The sequence below is a fragment of the Arthrobacter sp. NyZ413 genome, assembly GCF_049390645.1.
In the GTDB taxonomy this organism is placed as follows: domain Bacteria; phylum Actinomycetota; class Actinomycetes; order Actinomycetales; family Micrococcaceae; genus Arthrobacter.
Genome location: NZ_CP155434.1, coordinates 3866237 through 3884130, shown reverse-complemented (window position 1 = coordinate 3884130; position 17894 = coordinate 3866237). Strand labels below are relative to the sequence as shown.

The 17894-nt window shown below is 65.1% G+C and carries 16 protein-coding genes; 10 read left to right on the top strand and 6 right to left on the bottom strand.

The features are described from left to right. Positions 1 to 107: 107 nt before the first annotated feature. From ABCW42_RS18130 to ABCW42_RS18110, 5 genes are read left to right on the top strand one after another with little or no spacing between them, the layout of a single operon-like run. Positions 108 to 1532, top strand: a complete 1425-nt coding sequence (locus ABCW42_RS18130; RefSeq protein ID WP_423182493.1) for an amidase — start codon at positions 108 to 110, stop codon at positions 1530 to 1532. Next, the gene (locus ABCW42_RS18125; RefSeq protein ID WP_423182492.1) at positions 1529 to 1810 is read left to right on the top strand and encodes a hypothetical protein; all 282 of its coding nucleotides are present in this window, start codon (positions 1529 to 1531) and stop codon (positions 1808 to 1810) included. Before ABCW42_RS18130 ends, ABCW42_RS18125 begins: the two co-directional genes overlap by 4 nt. Continuing rightward, the gene (locus tag ABCW42_RS18120; protein ID WP_423182491.1) at positions 1810 to 3270 is read left to right on the top strand and encodes a sodium:solute symporter family transporter; all 1461 of its coding nucleotides are present in this window, start codon (positions 1810 to 1812) and stop codon (positions 3268 to 3270) included. The genes ABCW42_RS18125 and ABCW42_RS18120 overlap by 1 nt, the downstream gene beginning before the upstream one ends. After that, positions 3267 to 4496, top strand: coding sequence for a CaiB/BaiF CoA transferase family protein (locus tag ABCW42_RS18115; RefSeq protein ID WP_423182490.1), 1230 nt, complete (start codon positions 3267 to 3269; stop codon positions 4494 to 4496). The genes ABCW42_RS18120 and ABCW42_RS18115 overlap by 4 nt, the downstream gene beginning before the upstream one ends. Further along, positions 4493 to 6046: a carboxyl transferase domain-containing protein gene (locus ABCW42_RS18110; RefSeq protein ID WP_423182489.1), complete on the top strand. Its 1554-nt coding sequence runs from the start codon at positions 4493 to 4495 to the stop codon at positions 6044 to 6046. Before ABCW42_RS18115 ends, ABCW42_RS18110 begins: the two co-directional genes overlap by 4 nt. A gap of 293 nt (positions 6047 to 6339) precedes the next feature. On the opposite strand, the gene ABCW42_RS18105 is transcribed toward ABCW42_RS18110, so the two are convergent. Continuing rightward, positions 6340 to 6597 carry a hypothetical protein gene (locus tag ABCW42_RS18105; protein ID WP_423182488.1) on the bottom strand — a complete coding sequence of 86 codons (258 nt, stop codon included), beginning with the start codon at positions 6595 to 6597 and terminating at the stop codon, positions 6340 to 6342. 225 nt (positions 6598 to 6822) lie between these two features. On the opposite strand from ABCW42_RS18105, the gene ABCW42_RS18100 reads away from it, so the two are divergent. Continuing rightward, complete coding sequence (locus ABCW42_RS18100) at positions 6823 to 7506, top strand: TetR/AcrR family transcriptional regulator C-terminal domain-containing protein (protein ID WP_423184943.1); 684 nt, start codon at positions 6823 to 6825, stop codon at positions 7504 to 7506. Positions 7507 to 7762: 256 nt separating this feature from the next. Here ABCW42_RS18100 and ABCW42_RS18095 read toward each other — a convergent pair whose 3' ends face one another. Together ABCW42_RS18095 and ABCW42_RS18090 are read right to left on the bottom strand one after the other, a co-directional pair. Next, a complete protein-coding gene (locus tag ABCW42_RS18095; RefSeq protein WP_423182487.1) occupies positions 7763 to 9055 on the bottom strand; it encodes an MFS transporter in 1293 nt (430 codons plus the stop codon). Positions 9056 to 9083: 28 nt separating this feature from the next. Next, a complete protein-coding gene (locus ABCW42_RS18090) occupies positions 9084 to 10307 on the bottom strand; it encodes a M20 metallopeptidase family protein (RefSeq protein ID WP_423182486.1) in 1224 nt (407 codons plus the stop codon). Positions 10308 to 10450: 143 nt separating this feature from the next. Here ABCW42_RS18090 and ABCW42_RS18085 point away from each other — a divergent pair, with 143 nt between their 5' ends. Further along, complete coding sequence (locus ABCW42_RS18085) at positions 10451 to 11506, top strand: Lrp/AsnC family transcriptional regulator (RefSeq protein ID WP_423182485.1); 1056 nt, start codon at positions 10451 to 10453, stop codon at positions 11504 to 11506. Positions 11507 to 11558: 52 nt separating this feature from the next. After that, positions 11559 to 11786: a hypothetical protein gene (locus ABCW42_RS18080; protein WP_423182484.1), complete on the top strand. Its 228-nt coding sequence runs from the start codon at positions 11559 to 11561 to the stop codon at positions 11784 to 11786. A 128-nt stretch (positions 11787 to 11914) separates the two neighbouring features. On the opposite strand, the gene ABCW42_RS18075 is transcribed toward ABCW42_RS18080, so the two are convergent. The 3 genes from ABCW42_RS18075 to ABCW42_RS18065 form a co-directional block, all read right to left on the bottom strand. Then, on the bottom strand, positions 11915 to 12076 hold the full coding sequence (locus ABCW42_RS18075; RefSeq protein WP_423182483.1) for a hypothetical protein: 162 nt from the start codon (positions 12074 to 12076) through the stop codon (positions 11915 to 11917). A 43-nt stretch (positions 12077 to 12119) separates the two neighbouring features. After that, on the bottom strand, positions 12120 to 13796 hold the full coding sequence (locus ABCW42_RS18070) for a DUF222 domain-containing protein (protein ID WP_423184942.1): 1677 nt from the start codon (positions 13794 to 13796) through the stop codon (positions 12120 to 12122). Between the two features lie 215 nt (positions 13797 to 14011). Then, positions 14012 to 14188 carry a hypothetical protein gene (locus tag ABCW42_RS18065; RefSeq protein WP_423182482.1) on the bottom strand — a complete coding sequence of 59 codons (177 nt, stop codon included), beginning with the start codon at positions 14186 to 14188 and terminating at the stop codon, positions 14012 to 14014. Positions 14189 to 15573: 1385 nt separating this feature from the next. On the opposite strand from ABCW42_RS18065, the gene ABCW42_RS18060 reads away from it, so the two are divergent. Beyond that, a complete protein-coding gene (locus ABCW42_RS18060) occupies positions 15574 to 16449 on the top strand; it encodes a phosphotransferase (protein ID WP_423182481.1) in 876 nt (291 codons plus the stop codon). Positions 16450 to 16481: 32 nt separating this feature from the next. Next, on the top strand, positions 16482 to 17894 hold the full coding sequence (locus ABCW42_RS18055) for an MFS transporter (RefSeq protein ID WP_423182480.1): 1413 nt from the start codon (positions 16482 to 16484) through the stop codon (positions 17892 to 17894).

The following is a 17894-nucleotide window of genomic DNA, read 5'->3' as shown; positions in this document are numbered from 1 at the left end:
ACCCACACCCCTAGTCAAACGTGATTCATGCCACTATCGTGGTTCATTATCTCCAATTGAGCCAAATAAACGGTTCAAAAGGAAACTAGATGAAAGCCAAGTGAATCATGACAAACGATTTGATATACCAGGGCGCAGTGGAGCTCGCAGCGCTCCTGCGTTCCCGGGAGGTGTCCGCCACGGAAGTCCTCGAGGCCCACCTGGAACAGATCGACAAGCTCAACCCGTTGATCAATGCCGTGGTCACCCTCGACGAAGAGGGTGCGCGGAAGACGGCGGCCGAAGCCGATCGAAAGGCTGCCCGGGGAGAACAGCTCGGTCCATTGCACGGTTTGCCGATCAGCTTCAAGGACACAGCGGACACTGCGGGCATGCGCACCACCTACGGCCATCCGCAGTTCCGTGACCACGTGCCGGCCAGCAACGACCTGCACGTCCAGCGAATCCTCGACGCCGGTGCGATCCGCGTCGGAAAAACGAATGTGCCGGAATTCGCGGCCGGGTCCCACACCTTCAACCGCGTCTTCGGCGCCACCCGCAATCCCTACGACCCCGGCAAATCCGCCGGCGGCAGCAGCGGAGGTGCGGCAGCCGCCTTGGCCGCCGGTTTCCAGCCGATCGCCGACGGAAGCGACATGGGCGGCTCCCTGCGGAATCCGGCGTCGTTCTGCAATGTGGTTGGCTTGCGTCCCACTCCCGGCATGGTCCCCAACACGGACGGCAGCAATGTGTTCTTCCCATTGGCCGTCTCCGGACCCATGGGCCGGACGGCGCAGGACACGGCCTTGCTGTTCTCGGTCATGGCAGGTGCCTCGCCGGAGGATCCGCATTCGGCGTTCGCCCCGAACGCGGCGCATGTTCCGTTGGAGCCGGCGGACTTCGCCGGCCTGCGGGTCGCCTTCGCACCAACCCTTGGCGGGCGCGTCCCCGTAAGCCGCGAAGTCCTTGACGTGATCGAACCGCAAGCCGCCGCACTGTCCGCGCTCGGCGCCCACGTCGAGCTCGACTGCCCGGACCTCGAAGGATCCGATCAAGCCTTCCGAGTCCTGCGATCCGCTGCCTTCGATGCCCTGTGGGGCGATCAGCTGGCCGCGGAGCCCGATGCCTTCAACCACTTCCTCGCGGGAAACATCCGCGATGGCGGGCTGCTCAGCGGCCGCGACGTGATCCGGGCCGAAGAGGCCATGACGCGCCTGATCCGCAAAGCAGCCGAATTCTTCGAACGGTACGACCTCGTGATCGCACCAGCCTCGCAAGTCGTCCCGTTCGACGTCGATCTCGAATACCCCACGGAGATCGAGGGGCACCACCTGGAGAACTACCTCGACTGGATGCGCGCCCCGTACCTCTTTACCCCGTTGGGCCTCCCGGCCTTGTCCGTTCCGGCTGGATTCACTCCGTCCGGACTTCCTGTCGGCCTCCAAATGATCGGAGCGCGTGGCACCGACGCCCGGCTCCTCCAGTTGGCCTCAGCCTTCGAGAAGATCTCATCCTGCTCATCCGTTCGCCCCCAAGGAGCTGCAGTCTTATGAGCACCACCCTGGCTTCCCCCAAAAGATTGACCATCGCTTCCGTGCCCGTCGTGGGCATGATCATCACCCCGTTCCTTCCCTTTGTTTCCACGCCAACCTTGTGGCTGGGCCTCCCGTCCGCCGTCGTCTGGATGGCCCTCATGATCGTCGCAACCGTTGCGGCGTTGCAGATCATCGAACGCACCTATCTCCGCGAGGGCGGCGCCGAACTCGACCGCCTCGAAGCCGAGCAAAGCGCTGCGGCAGCAGCCGCTGGAACCGCGACGGAGGCCCACTAGTGCTCACCGTCGCCATCATCATCGGAATCCTAGGCATCGGCGCCCTCGGCGTCGCGGGCCGCCGTCGCCAGACCGAACTTTCCAGTTGGACGGTAGGCAAGCGTGACCTGCCTCGCTGGACCAGTTGGTTCTTGCAGGCAGGCGAGTCGCTGACAACGTTCAGCTTCCTGGGCCTCGCAGGCATCGCGTTCGGCGGCGGGGTTGCCGCGCTTTTCGCGGTGGCCTACCTGACCATCAACTGCGTCATCCAGTACTTCGTCATTCCCCGCCAGCGCGAACTCGGAGCGAACCGCGGTTACCTGACCATGGCCGATTTCTTCAAGGACCGTTTCAAGAGCAAGGCCTTGGGCAAGACCGTGGCCTTGGTGGGTGCAGTTTTCCTTATTCCTTACCTGCAGTTGCAGATCACCGGGCTCGGCATGATCGTCCAGCTTGCCACCGGCAGCGAATCGGCCCGCGGCTACAGCATGGCAGTGGCCAGCGTGCTTGTGGTGGTCTTCGTCATCTGGGCCGGCATTCGCGGGCTCGCCAAGGTGGCTGTCTTCAAGGATTTCGCCATGCTCGCGGCTCTCGTCATTGTCCTGGCCGGCGTTATTGCGGGCATCGGAGGAATTCCGGACATTTTCGCCAAGATCATGGATACCGCGCCAAGCTACCTGACCATCAGCCGCCCTGGCTTCGACGCGACGTTCTGGGTGACCTCCGTGATCGTGACCAGCATCGGTGCGGGACTCAACACCTTCCCGCACCTGTGGCCGCCGGTCCTTGCCGCGAAGAGCGGGGCGGTATTGCGCGACAACGTCAAATGGCTGTCCGTCTACCAGTTCCTGCTCCTCATCCCAATCACCGCCGGAATCGCGGGCACCCTGGTCCTTGACCCCAAGACCAAGGGAAACTTCGTCCTGCTGGGGGTCGCGCAGCACACCCTTCCTGAGCCGTTGATCGCGGTCATAGCCATCGGCGGCGCCGCTGCCGCGATGGTTCCGGCCGGGGCGATCGCCATGGGCATCTCCTCCCTCGTCTCCAACAACCTCCTTTCCGTCAAGAACCCCAAGCTGCGCTTCCGGATCAACCATGTGGTGGTGGCTGTCGCCGTCGGACTGGCCTTGGCTTTCGGGCTCGCGAAGTCCGATATCGGCGCATTGCTCCTGCTTACCTACGGCGGCCTCACCCAAATGGCTCCCGCGGTCGCCATCGCGATCGGACGCAAGGTGCGCATCGGTGCCGTGCCCGTGAACCTGGGCATCGTCGTCGGGACCCTCTGCGTCGCCGTGATCACCTTCGGCAACATCCCCACGGGCGGCGTGGATTCGGGCCTGATCTCCCTCGCGCCGAACCTCGCGGTACTCGCCATCGCGGAACTTGTCCGCCGTCGTCGCCATCCGGCCGGGGCAGGGACCCAAGCGGACGACGTCGACGCGCCCCTTGCGGGACAAACGGCAGTTGGTGCCGGCGCATGAAAAACGAAGGACCGCTCAGCGGCAAACTGGTCATCGACCTCTCGAGGGCGCTCGCGGGGCCGCACGCCGGCATGATGCTAGGCGACCTCGGCGCCCGGGTCATCAAGGTGGAAAATCCCGACGGCGGCGATGACACCCGCGGTTGGGGGCCGCCGTTCATCGACACCCCTGCAGGGCGTGAATCGACCTATTTCCTTTCGTGCAACCGCAACAAGGAATCCATCCGGCTGGACCTGAAGGACACCGAAGGCAAGGCCGTCTTGCGGGAGCTCCTGCGCCGGGCCGATGTGCTCGTGGAGAATTTCCGCCCCGGAACCTTGGACCGGCTGGGCTTCGACCCCGCCAGCCTCGCGGAACTGAACCCGCGCCTGGTGGTCCTCTCCATCAGCGGATTCGGCCACGATGGCCCGGAAGGGCACCGGGCGGGGTACGACCAGATCGCCCAAGGTGAGGCCGGACTGATGTCGCTCACGGGCTCGGGACCCGACGATCCCCAACGCGTCGGCGTGCCGATCGGCGATGTCCTGGCAGGAATCCACGGAGCTTACGGCGTGCTGGCCGCGCTGCTCGAAAGGGAACAGACGGGCCGCGGCCAAGTGGTCCGCACCTCGCTCCTGTCCTCGATCGTCAGCGTTATGGCTTTCCAAGGCACGCGGTGGACCGTGGGCGGGGAGGTCCCGCAAGCGCAAGGCAACCATCATCCTTCGATTGCGCCGTACGGATTGTTCCGGTGTGCGGGCGGCGCTGTGCAGATCGCCGTCGGGTCCGAAGGGCTGTGGCGCCGCTTCGCCGGCGAATTCGGACTGCCCCTCGACGACGAACGTTGGCAAGACAACCAGTCCCGGGTGGCCCATCGCGCCGAACTGATCGGAGTCATCGAGGCCGCGTTTTCCGATTTCGACGCCGAACAACTCCTCGCGCGGCTCGAAGCGGCTGGCGTGCCGGCGGGCCGGGTCCGCTCGCTCGACGAGGTCTTCGCGTGGGAACAGACCCGCAGCCAGCATCTCGCCGTCGAAATCCAGCACCCGACGCTGGGGCCGATCGAAGTCCCGGGATCCCCGTTGCGCTTCTTCGAAGCCGGCGGCAACGAAACCACCAGGCTTCAGCATTCCGCTCCGCCGCGGCTCGGAGAACACGATGACGCTGTCCGGGCGTGGCTCGACGACGCGCTAGTGTCAGCGGGTTCGGGTTCGTTTGGTGCCGGCTCGTCCGGGGCTGCCTCATGACCGCGGTGGTCGAATCGGCCCGGCGGCTTATGGGAGTCGAGCTTTTCGAGCAGCTCCTCGATCCGGGCAGTTTCCGTTCGTGGGACCGTCCTGTTCCGGATCCGCTGGGTGCCGACGCTTCATACCTTGCCGACCTGGCCAAGGCGCGCCAACGCAGCGGTGCCGACGAGTCCATCCTCACGGGCGAAGGGAGGCTGAATCGGCATCCCGTAGCCGTCATCGTGAGTGAATTCTCCTTCTTGGGCGGCTCGATCGGCCGCGCCGCAGCGGAGCGGATCGTCGCGGCCATCGAGGAGGCGGGCCGGCGTCGGATTCCACTCATCGCGGCCCCGGCCTCGGGCGGTACGCGCATGCAGGAAGGCACCCTTGCCTTCCTTCAGATGGTGCGGATTACCGAGGCGTTGACGGCCTACAAACGGCTGGGGCTGCCGTATCTGGTGTACTTGCGGCACCCGACGACGGGCGGCGTCTTCGCCTCCTGGGGATCGTTGGGGCACGTGACGGCGGCGGAGCCAGGCGGACTTATCGGTTTCCTCGGCCCCAAGGTCTACGCGGGGCTGACCGGGCAGGAGTTTCCCGAAGGCGTGCAACGCAGCGAGAACCTGCTGGCCCACGGAACGGTCGACGCCGTGCTGGACATCGCGGGTTTCAGGCAGCTTGCGGCTGGGGTGCTTGGGATTCTTTCCGGCTCGTGGGAGGGCGCATGTTCCTCCCTCCCCGCCGCGACGGAGCATGCGCCTTCCGAACCGGTTTCAGGGGACATGTCCAGTGGTGGGGACGCATTAGGGAACATGCCCAGTGGTGGGGACGCATTAGGGAACATGCCCAGTGGTGGGGCCGCAACAGTGCGCATGTCCCCTCGGGATGCGGCGTGGGATTCGGTCCAGCGGACGCGCGACGCCGGGCGGCCGGGCCTGGGGGAACTGCTCGACGGCGGGTTCGGACGTTTGGTGCGCCTGAACGGCACGGGACGGGGGGCACTTTCGGCGAGTACCGCCGTCGTACTCGCCGAACTCGAAGGCAGGCCGGTGGTGGTTGTCGGCCAGGACCGCGCGGCCCAACGGGTCGGGAGTGTCCTGGACGCGGCGGCTTTGGCGCAAGCCCGTCGCGGAATGCGGCTGGCGGAGGAATTACGATTGCCGCTCGTGACCGTGGTTGATACTCCAGGGGCAGAGCTGTCTGTTGAAGCCGAGGAGTCGGCGATCGCCGGCGGGATCGCGGACTGCATCGAAGGGATGCTTGGCCTTACTGTGCCGAGCGTTGCCGTCCTTCTCGGGGAAGGCACCGGCGGCGGTGCGCTCGCGCTCGCCGCGGCCCGCCGTACTGTAGCTGCCGAGCACGCGTGGCTCGCACCGTTGCCGCCGGAAGGCGCAAGCCTGATCGTGAATGGCGATACGTCCTTGGCAGCCGAATTGAGCGGACGCCAACGGATCGTGGCGTCCGCCCTGTTCGACGACGGTGCCGTGCACGACGTGATTGCTGAAGGTCCCGGCCTCGGGCCGCGGATCGTGAAAGCCGTCGCGAAACGGATCGTCGAGCAGCTCGGCTAGTTTGGCTGCGACTGCTTGCCTCGGCCGAGGTGGGTTACCTGTTGACGGCTCCGCGTCGGATCCATCCAAGAATGCCGGTACCGATGAAAAGGATTATGCCGAGTACCGCGAGCCAGAAAAGTCCTTTGATGACGAATCCAAGTATCGCCAAAACGGCCCAAACAATAAGAAGGAGAACTATAAACCCGATCACAACGACCACCTTTCTTTGCCTTCACCGGCTATGTCATTACTAAAAAGGCTACTTATTAGTAATGACATAGCACCCATGAATTTTCAAGGGCGGTAATTTGTCACGGCAGCGCCGGGTAAGTGTTGAGGATGTAGTCCATGGCTGCCGGCCCGGTCCTCCATAGACCGGTTCCGGAGGGGTGGATGCGGTGATGCTTCATGGACTCCCGGAACTCGGCCTCGGACGCCGGTGCCTGGTGGTTCAGTGTGCACCAGCTGAGGTACAAGCCGAAGAGCTGTTCTGACGGGAGTTGATGCGTGGGATCCTGTTCCGCAACAGTGGCCTCGGCCAAAAAGCGGCGAAAATGGGGTACGGCCATGGCCGGCCTTTCGGTTTTGGTAATTCGACTGCCGGCCAAGATGGCCGGGGCAGCGGGGCATTTCGGTGCCGATATGGCGGCACGTGCCAATTGGTGCGGTGCGTCCCGGAGAGGACTACACTGTAGACGTAACTCGTAGATTCCTTTTCTTGTCTACACTGTAGACCTACGGGAGTCACAAAGCAAGAGGCGGTCAAGCAGGAGGCGGTCATCGTGCATGAGGGAATGCAGGCGCAGGAGGGAAGCGGGCGGCTTAATCGCCGGACGGTCCTGGGTGTGGCGCTCGAGCTGGTGGACGAACATGGATTGGATGCTCTGAGCATGCGTCGGCTCGGGCAAGCCTTGGGGCGTGATCCAATGGCGGTGTATCGGCACGCGGCAAACCGGAAGGAGTTGCTGGCGGGAGTTGCCGAACTGGTCCTGGACGAGGTGGAGATCTTTCCGGACGATGCCCATTGGCAGATTCAGTTGCGCCGGATGGCCCACGAAATGCGCCGTGTCTGTTTGCGGCACCCGAATGTCGTTCCACTGCTCGTCACAGGACCGCTCTCCACACCCTTGGGCCTTCGCCCTGCGGGAACGCTCCGGCCGCTCGAGCAAATCCTTGGAATCCTGATCCGCGCCGGGTTTGCTCCTGGCGATGCCTTGCACGTCTACCGGGCTTTTTACGGCTTCCTGTACGGACACATCCTTAACGAACTCCAGGAACTAATCGTGGATCCGGAGGAAAACGAGGCATTGCTCCAGCTCGGGCTCCAGCGCTTGCCCTTGCGCGAATTCCCGCACTTGCGCCGGCTCGCTCCCGAGCTTTTGGAGTACGACGGCGAAGACGAGCTCGACCAGGGAATCACCATCCTCCTCGCCGGACTCGGCCAACAACTCGAGGTCACCTCGGAGGCTTACACCTGAGGCGGGCGGCTGGATCGACATGATGGCAGGCATGGCCGCCGCTCATCCCGCGCCGATAATCCGGGTAAGGGTTTACTCGACGAAATAGTAAGGCTACTGTCTAAATGTTGGGTGGCGTTTGCACGGAACAAACCGCACCCCAAGCCTTGATCGTCGCGAATAGACCAGGCCTACCCGCCCGCGCCGGACGAGGAAAAAGCCGCGGGGGTGCCGTCATGACCACCTCATGACGGCACCCCCGCGGCCGGAAATCCGGTTACTGGGTGAGGTCCTTGCCCTTCGTCTCCGGAATCGTGAAGGCGAACGCTATGCCGACGATAAGAAGCAGGATGGCGTAGACGTTGAACAAGTTCGCCTGGTTGATGCTACCCAGCCAAGTCTGCAGGTAGGGGGCCGTTCCGCCGAAGACGGCGACGCAAATGGAGTAGGGGACGCCCACGCCCACGGTCCGGATCTTGGTGGGGAACAATTCGGCGTATACGGCGGGGACAATCGAGGCGCTGCCAGCGATGAAGAACAACATGACCGACATGCTGACGGCCAGCTGCCACGGGGAATCCTTGAGGAGCCACGTCATCGGGAAGTGCAGCAAGGCGGCTCCGGCAGAGCTGATGATCAGCACTGGCTTGCGGCCGATGCGGTCTGAGAGCTTTCCCCAGAACGGCAGCGAAGCAATGAATGCGACGTTACCGATCACTCCGGCCCACAGGGCAGCTCCACGGTCCATCTTGAGCGCGGTCGCAGCGTAGCTCGGGGCAACGACGCCCCAGATGTAGTAGACAACCGTGAGGCCCACCGTCAGGCCGACCACTTGCAACGCCTGCTTGCGGTATTTGACGATTTGCGGCCACATCGGGGTGCGCTTTTCCTTCGGAGCCTCGGATTCGAAAGCCTCCGTTTCCTTCATCTTGGCCCGCATTATCAGGGCATACACGCCGAGTGCGCCACCGATCAGGAAGGGAATCCGCCAACCCCAGGCGTTCATGTCCGACTTGCTCAAAACACCCGTCAGGATCGCGCCGAGAAGGGTTCCGACGAGGATGCCGGCGGTACCGGAGGTGTAGATGAGCGTGGCCCAGAATCCCCGCTTTTCCTTCGGCGCCATTTCGGACAGGTACGTTTGCGACGACGGCAACTCGCCACCGTGGGCCAAGCCTTGGATGAGGCGCGCAACCAAGAGCGTCACGGAAGCCAGCGCGCCGACGGCTTGGAACGTCGGCGCGATGCCGATCAACAGGCTGCCGAAGGCTCCGAGGCCGACAGCGAACGTCATGGACGTCTTCCGGCCGATCCTGTCGCCGATCCAGCCGAAGACGAACCCGCCGAACGGCCGGGCGACGAATCCGACGGCGAAGATCGCCAAGGTGGAGAGGACCGCCGACGTGGGGTCCGCGGTGCTGAACAGGGCGCTCGCGATGAATGGCGCGAATGTGGCGTAGATAGCCCAGTCGTACCATTCGACGGCGTTGCCGATGCCCGTGCCAATGAGGGTCCTGAGGTGGGACTTGTGGACCTGGGCGGTGGCTGTGGTGCCTACGGTAGCGGTCATGTCGTGCTCCAAATGGCTGGGGTGGTGGTTAGTTGCTTGCGCCGGCGAGGGCTGCGATGCGGGAGGTTGCGAGCTCGGCATAGAGTGCCGCGCCGTCGGACAGCACGCCGTCGTCGAAAGTTGCGTAAGGGGAGTGGTTGAACGGCGAAGTGGCGTGGTCCACGCCCTTCGGTACGGCGCTGAGGCCTACGAAGGTTCCCGGTACTTCGGCCAGGACCCGGGAGAAATCCTCCGAGCCGCTCATCGGAGTGGCCCAGCGCGAGAGCCGGGAATCGCCGAACATGCCTGCGATGACGTTTTCGGCAGTGTTTGTCTCGTCTTCGTCGGTGATCGTCAGCGGGTATTCGCCGCGGTAGTCGACGTCCACTTCTACGCCGTGGGCCGAGGCGATGCCTTTGAGGAGTTGCGGGATAGCAGTCATCATCTTCTCGCGGGAAGATTCAGAGAATGTGCGGATGGTGGCCTCGAAGCGGGCGGACTCAGGAATGACGTTGCGCTTCGTCCCGGCCCGAATCAGGCCCACCGTCAGGACTACGGGATCGAACATGTTGAACTGCCGCGTGATCATGACCTGCAGGGCCGTCACCATTTCGGCGGCCGCCGTGACCGGATCCTTTGCCGCGTGGGGGGCCGAGCCGTGTCCACCGGCGCCCAGGACGGTAACAAACAGGCCGTCCGACGCGCTCATCATGACGCCCGACTTTGTGCAGAACTGGCCATGCGGTTCCAGGGAGGAGAACACGTGCATTCCGTAGGCGGCGTCCACGCGGCGGCCCGCGGCGTCGAGCACGCCTTCGCGGATCATGTGGCCCGCGCCGTCGAATCCTTCTTCGCCCGGCTGGAACATCAGCACCACGTCACCGGCCAGTTGGTGGCGGCGCTCAGCCAGGAGGGTCGCCGCCCCGGCGAGCATCGACGTGTGGAGGTCGTGGCCGCAAGCGTGCATGGCGCCGTCGATTTTTGACGAGAACTCGACGCCGGTGCGCTCCTGGACGGGGAGGCCGTCCATGTCGGCACGCAACAGGACCACTGGTTTCTCAGCCGAAGCGTGAGCTGCGCCGCCCCGCAGGACTGCGGTGACCGACGTCGTGCTCTCACCGAGGGTGATTTCGTACGGGAGGCCGTTGAGCGCCTTGAGCACCTTTTCCTGGGTGCGCGGGAGGTCCAGGCCGATTTCAGGCTCCTGGTGGAGCTCGTGGCGGAACCGGGCGATTTCTCCCTGCATTTCTTTGGCGTCTGCGGCGATCGACATGTGTTCTCCTGTTTCCCGAACGGTTGGTAAGTAGCTATAGCTATTGTGAAGTGACTGGCCTCACAGTTCTTGAAAGCCCTCGAAAAATTCTCAAAAGTGCCATTATTAACAGGATTCATGCGCACTTTGAAGGGAGTCTGCTGATGGAACTCAGTGAAGAGGATCTCCGTCTCATCAACGCCCTGCAGATCTCACCCCGGATCAGCTGGTCCGACGCCGCTGAAGTCTTGGACGTCCACCCCACCACCTTGGCGTCTCGCTGGGACAGGCTGCGCGAATCGGGGGCGGCCTGGACCACGGCCCACCTCATGGGCGACCCAAAGAATGCGTGCCTCGCCCTCCTCGACGTCGACTGCGAAATGCACCTCAGGCCCGAAGTCACGTCCGCACTTGCCGCCATCCCGGAAGTCATCACGGTTGAGGAGGCCGCCAGCAATCGCGACCTCATGCTGACCGTCATTACGCAAGACCTCGGCGAGTTCAGCAACCGGCTCCTCCCGAGGCTCAAGGAAATCCGCGGGCTTACGAAGTACCGGACTTCGCTTTGCACCCGCATCCATACGAGCGGCTACGCTTGGCGGCTGAATGTCCTGAGCCGCGCGGAACAGCAGGCATTGCGCGCGCTCGCCGGGCTTGAAGCAGCCAATCCGTCTTCGCCCGACGCGATTGTCACGCCACTGCCGGAAAGCCACATGGCGCTTCTTCCGTTTCTCGCCCGGGACGGAAGGGCTTCAGCCGCGGAGATGGCCCGAGCCCTCGGCCGGCATCCCGCCACGGTACAGCGGCAGCTTGGACGCGTCCTCGCGAGCCGCATGCTGTCCTTCCGATGCGAGATCGCCCAGCAATTCTCGGGCTATCCCATTACCTGTCAGTGGTTCGCGAACGTTCCGGCAGGGCAGCACGAGGCCGCGGCAGCTGAGCTACGGACCGTCCGGAACGTCAGGTTCACCGCGTCCACCACCGGGAGCACCAACTTCGTCATCATCATGTGGTTGCGCACGCTGGCCGACGTCATGGAAATGGAGCTCGCCATCCAACAGCGCATTCCAAGGATCGAACTCGTCGAAAGCGTCGTCATGTTGAACACGGCCAAGCGGGTCGGCTGGATGCTGAACCAGGACTCGACGGCGACCGGCGCCGTCGTGCCCACCGCCGCCGGTGAGTTGTTCCCCGCGATTGAGGTGCCGACGACGGCGTGACCCGCCTACCGCTTGATCGGCAGATAGTCCGCACAGGCCGGGAGACGTCCAGTTGGTCCTTGCCGCCATCTTCGCCATCGTTTATCAGAACTCGATTGCCGGGCTTGTGTTCTGGCTCGGCGCGGTCTCGCACTGGATTCCCGACCTCGTGGTGAGTCGTGCGGACCTGCCATTCCTTTGGCTTGGTGAGCACGACCGCGAGCTCGGCACCGGATTGTGGGATCTGCCGAAGAGGCGTTTGCCCTCGAATACCTGTCTTTCGCTGCTAGTGTCCTCGTGATCGTCAGCCCGGGCTTCGGGTTTACCCGCATGATCCGCTCGGGACTCCGGCTTGCTTCGCTTCCGTGACCCTCGTTGGGTACGTCGCAGGCATCGACTGGTTCGTCATGGCCTGGCAGTAGCAAGCAGTCACGCCGCGCCCGATGGGCCGGGAGGCTTTGCTTCCGGGCCGTAGTCCGAACTTGCCTGGCCTTCCAGGGCTGCCTTCGTATAGACGGCAGTCACCACCATCATGCCGCTCGTCAGCCGCGAGTTGAGCGGAGCCGGTCTCTGCGCACTTGCGTTCACCATGCCGTTGGCTCTGGGTTTGTTCTTTTAGGCGGGCAGGCTGTTTTTAGGCGGGTTTGCGGAGTTGTGGTTGGTGGTTTGGTTTGTGTTGGTGGTTCCGGTCGTCCCAGTGGTGGAGGGCGGTGGTTTCGAAGGGTGAGATTTGGGTGTCGGGGTCCGTGTCCGGGGTGTGGGGTGTGCCGGGCAGGGGCGGGGCTGTTGTTTGGTAGCTGTGCCCGGTGGGGGTGAGGAGTTCGAAGGTGTGCCGGTGTCCGGGGTGTGGTTTTCGGGTGCGGGTTCTCCAGCCGGGGAGTTCTTTGGTGTGGTTGCAGGCTTCGCAGAGTCCTGCGCCGTTGGTTTGGCTGGTGGTTCCGCCTAGGTGCCAGGCCAGGATGTGGTCCAGGTGTCGGATGGGCGCGTCGCAGTAGGGGGTGCGGCAGGTGTTGTCCCGGACCTGGATGAGGCGCCTGAGCCCGGGCGGGAAGAGCCTGGCCTTCGAATCGGCGGCGACGAGTTCCCCGCTTCCGGGCGCGGTGAAGAGCCGCCGCAACCAGACCCTGAACTCTGCATCCCCGGGCTGGTGGTTACCCGGTCCGGGGCGGCGCGCCTCGGCGACCGCGGCGTGCCCGGCCCCCGCACCGCGTTGCCGGCCGGCGCTGTGTTTTTGACCGGCGCTGTGTTCCTGGCCTGCCCGGCGGCTGCGTCTGGTCCGGTGGTCCGGCCCGTCTTTCCCGGTTCCGGTCCGGTTTCTTCGTCCGGGGCCGGGTTCGTGCCCGGCCTGACCGGTCCTATCTCCGAGTTCTTGCCTGTCTCCGGTTCCGCCGGGTCCGGTGCCGCCTCCTGCATCAGACCCGGTTTCGGTGACGCCGTTGTTTTCGGTGTCGGGTCCGGTGTCGCCGTTGTTGTCGCCGGGGTGTTCGGGTTCGGGGTTGGTTTTGGTGGGTCCGGGGTTGGTGGTGAGGAGGGTTCTGGCCCAGGTGGCGGGGATGATGCCGTAGCCGGGGATCCGTGCCGGTTCGGTGTGGCCTTGGAGGAGGGTGCGGTCGGTCATGACGAGGTGGAGGTCGATGCCGGTGATCCCGGCCCGGGTGCCGGTGGTGCGTTCGACGAGGGTGTCGGCCATGACTTGCCCGCGGGAGCGGCTCTCCCCGCCGGAGCGGAGGGTGTCTGCGTGCCGGGTCAGGGCGGCGTGCACGGCCACGCCCTGGGCCACGGGCAGCAGCGCGGTCAGATAGGTCATGGTGTCCGGGGCCGGGCGCAGGCTGACGTGCCTCTCGGTCACGGCGCGGGCGGCGCGGCGGGTGACCGTGCCCGGGTCACGCCGGTACGCGGCTGCCCGTGCGGCGGCGGTCACGGCGCGGTCTCCGGCGCCGTGCAGGGTTCCGGTGTCCGGGGCGAGTTCGGCGTCGACCCCGGCCCGGTCCTCCGCGCTGAGGCAGGCGGTTTCCTTGACCAGCAGTGTGGCGCGCCATTCGTTGAGTTGTCCGGTGTCCAGGGCGGCCAGGGTCCGGGGCATCTCCACCACCAGCGCCTTCGCCAGGCCGAGGAGGCGGGAGCCTTTGGCGGGGGATTCCCGTCTGGCCAGCGCGACCTGCGCGCCGACGCCCTTGCCTTGCTCCGCGGCAGGGACCCCCTGCCCGGCGTGGGTCCGGCGCTGGGCAGTGTCGAACGCGACGGTGATCCGGGCCTGCGCCCCGGCGATCGCTGACTTCAAATCCTCCAACAACCGCAACTGACCAATCAACACCGCCCCCACCCCCGCGACACCGGTAATCCCGGTGCTGCCGGCGGTGTCGGCGAAAGGGTTGCCGGTGCCCGGGCCACTACTGCCGGGGTTGCTCGTGCCGGCGGTGCCGGTGCCGGCGGTGCCGGCCAAAGCGGTAGCGGCCAACGCGGCGTCGGCAGATGGGTTGTGGGTGCCGGGACGGAACGCCGTCACTGCCGCGATCGCCGCCTCGATCAAGGCGAAGGCATCGGCACCAGGAACTGGACCGGGATCCGTCCCGGGAAGAGCAGCGACCGGCGACCCGGCACCACGAACGCCGGCACCACGAACGCCGGCAGCACGAACGCCGGCACCACGAACGCCGGCAGCACGAACGCCGGCAGCAGGAACGGCAGCATCACGCGGACCATCACCCGAAGGCATGTCCGTCCGAAGCTGCCGCGTCCGCAAAACCGATCCCCCGATCTCGTCCATAACCAAAGCCTCCCACGGACCCCCGACAAAATAAGCCCCGCCCGACCGGCGACGGTTCTTGTTTGAAAAACCGGTTCATGATTCAGATTCCGCCGCAACAAGCGCCGGGATCGCGGCCGGCATCGTCGACCTGCGTCAGGCGAACCACCACCCCGGTACGCGCCCCGTCGCAGGCTGCCGCGTCCACAAAACCGATCCCCCGATCCCGTCCATAACCAAAGCCTCCCACGGACCCCCGACAAAATAAGCCCCGCCCGACCCGCTACGGTTCTTGTTCGAAAAACCGGCGCTTGTTTTCAAAACCGGACCATCAAGCGACTGGAACCCGGCCGACGTCGGCGAGCCGCGTCACGCGAACCACCACCCGGTACGCGCTCGTCCGCAAGCTGCCGTGTCCGCAAAACCGATCCCCCGATCCCGTCCATAACCAAAGCCTTCCAGAAGGCACCGACAAAATAAGCCCTGCATGACCGGCGGCGGCGCTTGTTCGCCATTCCGGACCATCAAGCGACGGGATCGCGGCCGGCATCGTCAACCTGCGCCGCGCAGGCCGTTATCCGAAGGCATGTCCGTTCGAAGCTGCCGTGTCGGCAAAGTCCGTTCACCCAATCCCGTCCATAACCAAAGCTCGCGGACTCCCGACAAAATAAGCCACGTACGACCCGCTACGGTTCTTGCTTGAAAAACCGGTTCATGATTTACGTTCCGCCGCATAAGCGACCACCGTCGTCGACCTGAGCTGTTCTGGACCGCACCCGAGGGCGCCGGTACAGAAGCCCCCGACAAAATAAGCCACGTACGACCCGCTACGGTTCTTGCTTGAAAAACCGGTTCATGATTTACGTTCCGCCGCATAAGCGACCACCGTCGTCGACCTGAGCTGTTCTGGACCGCACCCGAGGGCGCCGGTACAGAAGCCCCCGACAAAATAAGCCACACACGACCCGCGGCGGTTTTTGTTCGCCATTCCGGACCATCAAGCGACGGAACTGGAATCAAGCGCCGGGATCGCGGCCGACGTCGTCGACCTACGTAGCCCGAGCCACAACCGAAGGCGCCGGGCCCCAAGCTGCCACGTCCGTAAAGCCGTTTCCCCGATCCCGTCCATCCCGCCGCAACAAGCGACGGGATCGCAGCCGCCGTCGTCGACGTGCGCCGCACGCGCCCCCGAGGGCGGGCCCGCCAGAAACCGCGCCCCCGCGCGCGGGCCCGCCAGAAACCGAGCCCCCGCGCGCGGGTCCGCCAGAAACCGTGCCCGCCGGAAGCTGCGTCCGCTAAACCACCGCATCCACCAACCCGAGGCTCGGCTAGCATTGCAACCATGGTGACCCGGCCCGATTGCCGCCACTTCGACGCGGAGGATAGCAACGCCGTCGTGATTGAACTTCCTCCCGGGGATGTCACTGAAGGCGTGGTCCGCATTGGCTCAACGGTCCGGCGGCCTGCCCACCCACGGTCTTTCGCCGTCGCCGCCTACCTCGACCATCTCGATAGCCAGGGATTTGACGGTGCGCCTCGGTTCCTGGGCCGTGACTCGCACGGGCGCGATGTACTGACCTTCATCGATGGCACCTGCGCAGCCCAAATCCCGGAGTCCTGGGCACGTTCCGAGGTGCTGCTCGCTTCTCTGGGACGCCTGTTGCGACGTCTGACCGATGCCTCGCTGGGCTACCGGGCTGCCGAGTTCCCTTTTCCCGCGCCACTTGTTGCCCCGGATCCGGATCTTCCTGAGCTCGTTTCACACATGGACGTCACGCCGCAAAACGTGGTGGTTCGGAATGGGCTCGCTGTCGGGCTCGTTGATTTCGACCTGGCCAGGCCAACCACGGTGCTTGCGGAGTTCGCGAACACGGCGATGCATTGGTGCCCGCTGATGTCCGACGCCGACTTGTGGCCCGGCTGGGAAACAACCGACCGGTTCCGCCGACTCAGGTTGCTCGCGGACAGCTACGGACTGGATGACGAACGACGACGACGTCTCCCGGCCTTCGCGGTCGGCGCCGCGGGCCGGAGTTGGGCACGAATGAAGGCCCGCGCCGAGCAGGACGGGGGCGGCTGGGCCCGCATGTGGGCCGAAGGAGTCGGCGACAAAATCCTGCGTCGGCAGGAGTGGCTGCGGGAAAACAGCGCGTCGCTGGAACGGGCGCTATTGGGCCCGGGACGTACGCCAGCCGCAAAGCCCGTCCCGAACCACTGACCCAAACTCGTTTGGCCTTCTAGGCTGGGATGATGACGAGCGACGATCCATCAGCAGGCATCTTCCACCGCCCCTACCTCTTGGCGACGGTCGGTTCCTGCGCGCTGGTCTTCCTGGCAGCCTTCGAATCGATGGCGGTCACCACGATCATGCCGCTGGTCAGCCGCGAGTTGAACGGAGCCAGTCTCTACGCACTTGCCTTCGCCGGGCCGTTGGCTACGGGCGTGATCGGGATGGTCGGTGCCGGAAACTGGGCGGACCGCCGTGGTCCGTCGGCACCGTTGTATGCTTCCGTCGCCCTGTTCGCGGCGGGGCTGATCATCGCCGGCACAGCGGTTTCCATGCCCGTCCTGGTTTCCGGCCGGCTCGTGCAGGGGCTCGGCGGGGGAGCCATGACCGTTGCGCTCTACGTGGTCATCGCCCGCGTTTATCCGGGCAGGCTCCACGCGCAGGTCTTCGCCGCGTTTTCGGCGGCTTGGGTGGTTCCGTCGATGATCGGCCCCTTCGCCGCGGGTGTCGTAGCCCAGGTCCTCAGTTGGCATTGGGTGTTCCTCGGCGTCGTCGGCCTCGTCATTCCGGCCTTGGCGATGATCCTGCCAGCGATGCGGTCCCTGCCGGCAACCTCGTCCGACGCCGATGTTCCCTGGGCGTTCGGTCGCCTCGCTTGGGCCGCCCTCGCGGCCTTCGCGGTCCTCGGACTGAACCTCTCCGGCCAGGTGCCGGGCGTCGGTTGGGCGGTTGCCGCTGTCGCACTTGTCCTCGCTATGATGGCCGTCCGCCCCTTGGTTCCGCGAGGGACTCTCCGCGCACGCCGCGGCCTCCCGAGCGTCATCCTGATGCGCGGGTTTGCGTCGGCATCGTTCTTCGGCGCCGAAGTCTACGTGCCGTACCTGCTCACGGACCACTACGCTTTCACGCCCGCGTTTGCCGGACTCGCATTGACGGGATCCGCGCTTGCGTGGGCAGGAGCCTCGGCCGTCCAGGGAAGACTGGGGTCCAGGCTCGGCCACGCCGGAGCCGTTCGGATCGGAGCCCTCTCAGTGCTCGGCGCAATTGTGCTGGTTCTCGTGTCGACCGTTTTCTCATGGCCGGCCGGGGTCGCGATCCTGGGCTGGCTGTTCGCCGGTGCCGGCATGGGAGTGATGTATCCGAGGCTCAGCGTCATGACGCTGGCACTTTCGGGGCCCGAGGACCAAGGCTTCAACAGTTCGGCCATGTCCATCACGGATTCCCTGGGAGGCGCGCTTTCGCTCGCCCTGACGGGACTCGTCTTCAGCGCCCTCACGACGGCGGGAGCCTCCTTCGCGGGCGTCTTCGCGCTGACGGCGGGGATCGCCGTCGTCGGACTACTGGTCGCACCGCGGGTCGCCGTCCGTACGCGAACCGAAGACGTCAGGATCGCCGGTGCGCGTCCCGCCGACGAAGCCGACGACGTTCGGGCCTGA